The organism is Mycobacterium sp. FW102-FHT13B02 (assembly GCF_058790275.1).
On record NZ_JBYTCM010000046.1, the window covers coordinates 1 to 7,183 of the forward strand.

General features: G+C 69.5%; 8 protein-coding genes. 5 read left to right on the forward strand and 3 right to left on the reverse strand.

The window, feature by feature from the left end:
- Window positions 1–107: 107 nt before the first annotated feature.
- Window positions 108–497, reverse strand: coding sequence for a heavy metal-responsive transcriptional regulator (locus AC3WTE_RS32105; protein WP_006246584.1), 390 nt, complete (start codon window positions 495–497; stop codon window positions 108–110).
- A gap of 105 nt (window positions 498–602) precedes the next feature.
- Between AC3WTE_RS32105 and merA the strand changes: the two genes are divergently transcribed.
- From merA to AC3WTE_RS32130, 5 genes are read left to right on the forward strand one after another with little or no spacing between them, the layout of a single operon-like run.
- Window positions 603–2,027 (forward strand): mercury(II) reductase, encoded by a 1,425-nt coding sequence (gene merA / locus AC3WTE_RS32110; RefSeq protein ID WP_006246583.1) that lies wholly within the window; start codon window positions 603–605, stop codon window positions 2,025–2,027.
- A gap of 37 nt (window positions 2,028–2,064) precedes the next feature.
- Window positions 2,065–2,724: an organomercurial lyase MerB gene (merB, locus tag AC3WTE_RS32115; protein WP_006246582.1), complete on the forward strand. Its 660-nt coding sequence runs from the start codon at window positions 2,065–2,067 to the stop codon at window positions 2,722–2,724.
- Between the two features lie 31 nt (window positions 2,725–2,755).
- Window positions 2,756–3,049 carry a mercuric ion transporter MerT gene (merT, locus tag AC3WTE_RS32120; RefSeq protein WP_006246581.1) on the forward strand — a complete coding sequence of 98 codons (294 nt, stop codon included), beginning with the start codon at window positions 2,756–2,758 and terminating at the stop codon, window positions 3,047–3,049.
- On the forward strand, window positions 3,046–3,570 hold the full coding sequence (locus tag AC3WTE_RS32125) for a TlpA family protein disulfide reductase (protein WP_006246580.1): 525 nt from the start codon (window positions 3,046–3,048) through the stop codon (window positions 3,568–3,570). The genes merT and AC3WTE_RS32125 overlap by 4 nt, the downstream gene beginning before the upstream one ends.
- Window positions 3,571–3,573: 3 nt before the next feature.
- Entirely contained in the window at window positions 3,574–4,452 is an 879-nt protein-coding gene (locus AC3WTE_RS32130; protein ID WP_048472691.1) for a cytochrome c biogenesis CcdA family protein, read from the forward strand.
- A gap of 48 nt (window positions 4,453–4,500) precedes the next feature.
- Here AC3WTE_RS32130 and istB read toward each other — a convergent pair whose 3' ends face one another.
- Both istB and istA read right to left on the reverse strand, forming a co-directional pair.
- Window positions 4,501–5,310, reverse strand: coding sequence for an IS21-like element helper ATPase IstB (gene istB, locus AC3WTE_RS32135; RefSeq protein ID WP_006246577.1), 810 nt, complete (start codon window positions 5,308–5,310; stop codon window positions 4,501–4,503).
- Window positions 5,307–7,025 (reverse strand): IS21 family transposase, encoded by a 1,719-nt coding sequence (istA, locus tag AC3WTE_RS32140; protein ID WP_008720624.1) that lies wholly within the window; start codon window positions 7,023–7,025, stop codon window positions 5,307–5,309. The genes istB and istA overlap by 4 nt, the downstream gene beginning before the upstream one ends.
- Between the last annotated feature and the right edge of the window lie 158 nt (window positions 7,026–7,183).

The window sequence follows — 7,183 nt, forward strand, 5'->3', positions numbered from 1 at the left end:
TGGCTGTGTCAACCCGATCTGGGACCACGATGACGGCCTTACTGGGACCCACCTGGCACCGGCTAATCACGCCCTTGGTCTCGGTGGTCACTGCCGAGTGGCGAGGGCTATAGGTATCTGCAGACCTGATCGGGGCTACAGGTTTCGGGCTCTGGGAGGGCTGCATCGTCGCGGAGCGCAGCCACGTTGTCGCGAAGTGTTGTGAGGTCGGCGATCTGCGCGTCGATGTCGGCAAGGCGCGCGTCCAGCAGGTCACGTACGTGGCCGCAGGGAGCTTGGCCGTGGTCGCGGATGTCGAGGATCTGCTTGATCTGGGCGAGGGTGAGCCCGGCCGCTTGGCCGCGGTGGACGAAGTCGATCCGGCTGACCGCGTCGGGGGTGTAGTCGCGGTAGCCGGCCGGTGTGCGTTCGGCCGGGGGCAGCAGCCCTTGCTCTTCGTAGAACCGCAGAGTCTTGGTGGTCGTGCCTGCCGCCTCGGCGAGTTCTCCGATCCGCATCCCGGCCTCCATCGTGTCGCAGGTCTCGCTTGACCTTCCCCTTTACTGGAAGGTCCAGTATCGCTGCATCAGGAGCGTTTCCCAACAGTTCTGGGAGGAATCGGGATGCAGACCAGGTACGACCTCGCGATCATCGGATCCGGCGGCGGTGCGTTCGCGGCGGCCATTCGTGCGACCTCTCTGGGCAAGTCGGTGGTGATGGTCGAGCGTGGCACGTTCGGCGGCACGTGTGTGAACACCGGCTGCGTGCCGTCGAAGGCACTGATCGCAGCCGCGGAGGCCCGGCACGTGGCCGCGGACGCGCCGACCCGGTTCCCGGGCATCGCCAGCGTCGCGGGCGCGGTGGACATGCCGGCCCTGATCGGCGGAAAGCAGGATCTCGTCGAGGCCCTGCGGGGTGAGAAGTACGTCGACGTCGCCGACTCCTACGGTTGGCAGGTCCGCCGCGGCAACGCCGCGTTCGCCGGCACTCCGGATTCGCCCCTGCTCGAGGTCGCCGCGGCGGATGGCAGCGTCGAGACCATCGAGGCAGCGCAGTACCTGGTGGCCACCGGGTCCCGTCCCTGGGCCCCGCCGATCCAAGGGTTGGAGGAGGCCGGGTACCTGACCTCGACTACGGCGATGGAGTTGACCGAGGTCCCCGACTCGCTGCTGGTGCTCGGTGGTGGCTACGTGGCCCTGGAGCAGGCGCAGCTGTTCGCCCGGCTCGGGTCGACGGTGACCCTGCTGGTTCGGTCCCGGCTCGCGTCGAAGGAGGAGTCGGAGGTCTCCAAGGCGCTGCAGGAGGTCTTCGCCGATGAGGGCATCCGGGTGGTCCGCCGAGCGGTCCCGACCCGCGTGACCCGCGACGCCGCCACCGGCCAGGTGGTGGTGACCGCGGACGTCTCCGGTGGCGCGCAGGAGTTCCGCGCCGACGAGGTTCTGGTCGCTCTCGGCCGCCGACCGGTGACCGACGGGCTCAACCTCGACGCGGTCGAGGTGAAGACTGGCGAGGTCGGCGAGATCGTGGTCACCGACCAGCTGCAGTCCTCCAACCCGCGGATCTGGGCGGCCGGTGACGTGACCGGGCACCCCGAGTTCGTCTATGTCGCCGCCCACCACGGCACCGTGGTCGCCGAGAACGCCTTCACCGACGCCGAGCGGTCGGTGGACTACATGCGGCTGCCCCGGGTCACGTTCACCAGTCCCGCGATCGGCGCAGTCGGGATGACTGAGGCCCAAGTCCTCGCGGCCGGGATCCGCTGCGACTGCCGGGTGCTCCCGCTGGAATACGTGCCGCGAACGCTGGTCAACCGGGACACCCGCGGCTTCATCAAGATGGTCGCCAACGCCGACACCGGCGAGATCCTCGGCCTGACCGCGGTCGCCAAGGACGCCGGCGAACTGGCCGCCGCGGGCGTCCACATCATCGGCAAGACCATCGCCGAGGTCGCCGACGCCTGGGCGCCTTACCTGACCATGACCGAGGGCATCCGGATCGTCGCGAAGGCCTTCACCACCGACGTCTCCAAGCTCTCCTGCTGCGCCTGACCCGCACCCACCCCACTCAACGAAGGAGGCATCCGCGATGTCGGACCTCAGCACCCAACTGCCCCAACGACTCACCCGACCCGAGGAGACCGGCCTTGACGCCGGCCTGCTGATCCCGCTGCTGCGGCTGCTCGTCGACGGCGACCCCGTCACCGTCGAGCAACTCGCCGCGGCTGCGAGCCGCACCCTCGATGACGTACGGCGCGGTCTCGCGGCGGTGCCGGACACCGAGTACGACGATCAGGGCCGGATCATCGGCCAGGGCCTCACCCTGCGCCCCACCCCGCACCGGTTCACCGTGGCCGGTGAGGAGCTCTACACCTGGTGTGCGCTGGACACGCTGATCTTCCCCGCCCTGCTGGACCGCCCGGCAAAGGTGGAGTCGGCCTCCCCGGTCAGCGGCGAGCCGGTTCGGGTCAACGTCGACCCCACAGAAGGTGCAACCAGCGTCGATCCGCCCACCGCGGTGGTGTCGCTGGTGAACCCGGAGCAGATCACCTCGATCCGTTCCTCCTTCTGCAACCAGGTGCACTACTTCACCTCCCCCGAGGACGCCGCGGGCTGGCTGGCCGAGCACCCCGGCGCGGAGGTGGTCCCGGTGGCCGAGGCGTGCCGGATCGGGGCCGCCCTCGCCACCGGCCTGCTCAACCGCCTCCAGGCGCCCGCCGCGGCCGACGACAGCCACAGCTGCTGCTGACCCATACCCACTGAAGGGAATGAGAACACCGATGATGTCCAACCACGACGATCGCCCGGGAGGCAGCGGCCTGCTCCTCGGAGCCGGCGCCGCGCTGCTCATGGTCGCCTGTTGCGCCCTGCTCCCCATCCTCATCGCCGGTGGCGCGATCGCCGGTATCGGCGCGTTCCTCCGCAACCCGTGGGTCATCGGCGCCGGGATCGCCCTGGCGATCCTCGCGCTGATTGCCATCTCCCGCCGCGGCGGCGGCACCGCCGGCCACGGCTGCTGCCCGCCCATGCCCACCAACGAAAACGTCGACCCGAAGGACGAGCAGAACCGATGAGAATCACCCGCCGCCACCACGCCGCGCTCTCGATCGCCGCCGTACTCGCCGCCGGATCGCTGACCCTGACCGCCTGCGGCAACAGTGCCGACCCCGCGACCGCCGGTTCCGGTTCACCCGCCACCGTGACCAGCGTCGATGGCCAGCAGATCAGCCTGCCCGCCAACGGGAAGCCCACCGCGGTGTTCTTCTTCTCCGTCGGGTGCGGCGAATGCGTCAACGGCGTCCGGTCCCTCGGCGAGGCCGCCACCACCGCCGAGAACGCCGGCACCGTGGCAAGCTTCCTCGCCGTCGACATGGACCCCGGCGAATCCAAGGCCCTGATCGGCGACTTCATGGAGTCCGTCGACGCCGAACACGTACCGGCCGCAATCGACGATGGCGCGGCACTCTCCCGGCGATTCGAGGTGGCCGCTCTGTCCACCCTGATCGTCGTCGACGCCGACGGCACGGTGACCTTCCGCGCCACCGACCCCGACGCCGCGACGATCACCGCCGAATTGGCAAAGGCCGGAGCCTGACCCATGGGCGGACTGCTCACCCTCGCCTTCGCGGCCGGCATGGTCGCGCCCGTGAACCCGTGCGGGTTCGCGCTACTCCCGGCCTGGATCACCCACACCCTCGGCGACACCGATGCCTCAACGGTCCCGGTGCGGCTGCTGCGGGCGCTGCGGGCCGGTCTCGTGTTGGCGGTGGGGTTCGCCGGCACCCTCGCGGCAGCTGGCCTGGTAGTCAGCGCCGGCGCCCGAGGGCTGATTCGCGCCGCGCCGTCGCTTGGCCTGGCCGTCGGCATCCTGCTGGTGGTTCTCGGCCTGTGGATGCTAGCCGGACGCTCGGTCTCGGTGCGGGTGCCTCGGATCCCCGGCCGGGCAGCCGCGGGACTCCCACCCACTGCCCGGATGGCTGCGTTTGGGGTCGGCTACGCGCTGGCTTCGCTGTCGTGCACGTTCGGGGTGATCCTCGCGGTCATCGCGCAGGCGCAGGCCACCTACAGCTATGCCGGGCTCCTGCTCGTCTTCGGTGTCTACGCTGCTGGCTCGGCGACCGTCCTGCTGCTGCTCGCCCTGGCCACCGCCGCGGCAGGCAGCGGACTCACCCGCCACGTCGCGCGATTGGCCCGCCATGGCCCACGGGTCACCGCTGTCGTCCTGCTGCTCACCGGCGCCTATCTGGCCTGGTACTGGTACCCGGCGGCCACCAGCGACGCCCCGGTCGCCGCGGGCCGTGGTGGCGGACTCACTGACGTCTCCGCGGTGGTCTCCAGCTGGATCCAGACACGGGCGACACTCATCGGCGCGCTCGCTGCCGCGTCTGCGCTGGTAGTGCTGGCGCTCGGGGTTCTCCAGCGACGCCGCCGGATCCTTCGGGGGCGCCCGATGACCACGCGGGACAGCACGCAGTGACAGCCCACCGGGTGCGGCGTGCGCACGAAACAGGCTCGGTTGATTGCGTCACCGCGACGCGTTCCCTGACCGGGTCGACGCCAGCCGGTAGGAGTCGGTACCAGTTTCGATGATGTTGCCGCCGAAGGTGAGGCGGTCGACGATGGCCGCGCACAGGCGCGGGTCCGTGAAGGTCTTGGTCCAGCCGGCGAAGCCCTCGTTGGACGCGATTGCCACGCTGTTCTTCTCCTCTCGCTCGGTGAGGACCTGGAAGAGGAGTTCGGCGCCGCGGCGGTCCAGTTCCATGTAGCCGAGCTCGTCAATGCAGAGCAGGTCGACGCGGCCGTAACGAGCGATCGTGCGGGCCAACTGCTTCTCATCGGCTGCTTCTACAAGCTCGTTCACCAGCCTCGTGGCGAGGGTGTACTTTACCCGGAATCCCTTTTCCGCGGCTGCGGTCCCCATGCCGATGAGCAGGTGAGACTTGCCGGTGCCGGAATCCCCGATCAGGCACAGCGGCTGGCCCTTCCGCACCCACTCGCCGGTCGCCAACTGGTGGATGGTGGCGGGGTTGATGTTCGAGTTGGCGTCGAAGTCGAAGTCCGCGAGGAACTTGCTCCGCGGGAACCCGGCGCCGTTCACGCGCCGGATGGTGGACCGACGGTCGCGGTCGTCGCACTCGGCCAGGAGCAGCTCGGCGAGGAATCCGGTGTAGGTCAACTGGTCCTTGTTCGCCGCCGCGACCGCGTCGCCAAGCAGGGCCCGCATGGTCGGGAGCCGGAGCCTCCGGCAGGCCTGGTCGACCGCCGCTACGGCGGCTTCCTCGGTCAGGCCGCGGCGGCGGCGCAAGGTGGTGGTCACGCTGGTGACTGTGCTCATCGGGGTGCTCCGCTCTCATCGGGACTCATCGGGTCGGGGTGGTGGTCGGTGCCGGTGCGGCGGCCGAGCAGTTGCTGGTATTTCTCCATCGACGGCAGCGGCCGGGTGTCGGGCGGGAGGCCGGCGATGACCGCGGCCGGGTCGAGCAGCAGGCGTTCGGTGAGGGACACGACCTTCCGGCTGCGCTTGGCGTCGCCATCTCGTCGTTCGCCATCGCTGGGCTGCGCAACGGGATGACGGTCTGAACTGGCCCCGGTGGGCGCTGCGAGGGTGGTGTGCAGGCGTGCTTCGACCGCGACCACATCAGCTGAGACTGCACCGACGCTCACTGCGGCGAGCAGCCCGGCTTCGACTTCGTCGGCGGCCATGGCGCGGTGCAGTAGGAGCACGTCGATCAGTTCCCGGGTGCCGACCGCATCCCCGAGCCGCCTGCGGGCGTTCGCCCAGAACGCCTCATGCGCAGGCGTGAACGCCCCCGATTCGCGGGCCTGCGCCAACGCGGTGGAGCCTGGCAATGCGCCCGGCTTACCCTTGAGCACCTCGAGGTAGTGGTCGAGGTTCACCGACTGGCCACCCCTTGTGATGACGCGGGCGTGCCGGGCGATCTGGAGTCGGCCGTCGAACACGACGACCTCGGATGCGCGCAAGGAGACGCGGACGCGGCGGTGGATGAACCGCGCCGGGACGGAGTACCGGGCCATGCGGACGGTGATCATCGCGGAGCGGTCGACCATCGGGTTCAGCATCAGCCCGGGGTCGAACCCCTCGACCGGGAGCGGCGCGAGGTTCTCGCGTTCGGTCGCGAAGTCCTCGCCGACGGTCCGGATCCGCGACGAGATCCGTCGGCGGTCGTCGGCGGCGTCCAAGGCACGGACCTTCTCGTTCAGCTCGTCGAGCGAGTCGACGACGGGCATGGGCACGAGGTGCTGGCGGCGGAACCGGCCGACGTCGCCTTCCACACCGCCCTTCTCATGTGCCCCGGCGATGCCCGGCTGGCAGTAGAACGCGTCGAACCCGAAGTGAGAGCGGAACAGCACCCAGCGGTCGTTCTCTACCCGCTCACGACCGCGCGCGTTGACGACCCGGGTGACTGCGGCGGTGAGGTTGTCGTACCGGACGTGCCGGGCGGGGATGCCGCCGATCTCGTTGAACGCGGCGATGTGGCCCTCGAGGAACGCCTCTTGGCCTTGGGTGGCGTAGATCCGGTGCACCGCCTTCCCGGAGTAACTCAACCTGAATGTGAAGAGGAAGACCTTCGTCTTCACCCCGGCCAGGATGACGTAGAGCTCGCCGAAGTCGACTTCTGCTTCTGCGCCTGGCGCGTGCTCCTGGGGGATCATGACTTCGACCCGGCGGCCAGCTTCGAGGCCGATCTGCGTGCGGCGGATGCGGACGTAGTCGCGAACCGTCGAGTACGACACCTCAATGGCGTCGTGTTCCTCGATGAGGCGGACGTGGATCCGGCGGGCGGTGTGCCGTTGCTTCCGCGGCGCCTCAAGGTCGGCGCGGAGCATGTCGTCGATGGCCGACTTGAACGGATCCAACCGGGGCGAGGAACGCACCGGGGTCTTCCGCGGCGGTGGTTCCGCGGACGTGAGGGCCCGGCGAACGGTGCCGCGTCCGACTTGGTGCTTGCGTGCGAGCGCTCGGATCGACATGCCCTCGACCCGGGCGTCCCGACGGATCGCAGCGAACAGTTCCACACGCACCCTCATCCCGAAACCCACTTCCGGTGCCGCGAGGACCGCTGGATGCGGGTCCTCCTGACGCCACGGAAGTGGGTCCAGATCAAGCCGTCACGACGCCACGCCGAAGCCCGGGTGGGTCCCGAATCAGACCGTCACACTGGTCCCGAATCAGACTGTCACCGCCA

Excerpts from the sequence above, each read along its gene's own strand:
- AC3WTE_RS32105 (WP_006246584.1), bottom strand. The coding sequence starts at position 497 with ATGCGGATCGGAGAACTCGCCGAGGCGGCAGGCACGACCACCAAGACT.
- merA (WP_006246583.1), top strand. The coding sequence starts at position 603 with ATGCAGACCAGGTACGACCTCGCGATCATCGGATCCGGCGGCGGTGCG.
- merB (WP_006246582.1), top strand. The coding sequence starts at position 2,065 with ATGTCGGACCTCAGCACCCAACTGCCCCAACGACTCACCCGACCCGAG.
- merT (WP_006246581.1), top strand. The coding sequence starts at position 2,756 with ATGATGTCCAACCACGACGATCGCCCGGGAGGCAGCGGCCTGCTCCTC.
- AC3WTE_RS32125 (WP_006246580.1), top strand. The coding sequence starts at position 3,046 with ATGAGAATCACCCGCCGCCACCACGCCGCGCTCTCGATCGCCGCCGTA.
- AC3WTE_RS32130 (WP_048472691.1), top strand. The coding sequence starts at position 3,574 with ATGGGCGGACTGCTCACCCTCGCCTTCGCGGCCGGCATGGTCGCGCCC.
- istB (WP_006246577.1), bottom strand. The coding sequence starts at position 5,310 with ATGAGCACAGTCACCAGCGTGACCACCACCTTGCGCCGCCGCCGCGGC.
- istA (WP_008720624.1), bottom strand. The coding sequence starts at position 7,025 with ATGAGGGTGCGTGTGGAACTGTTCGCTGCGATCCGTCGGGACGCCCGG.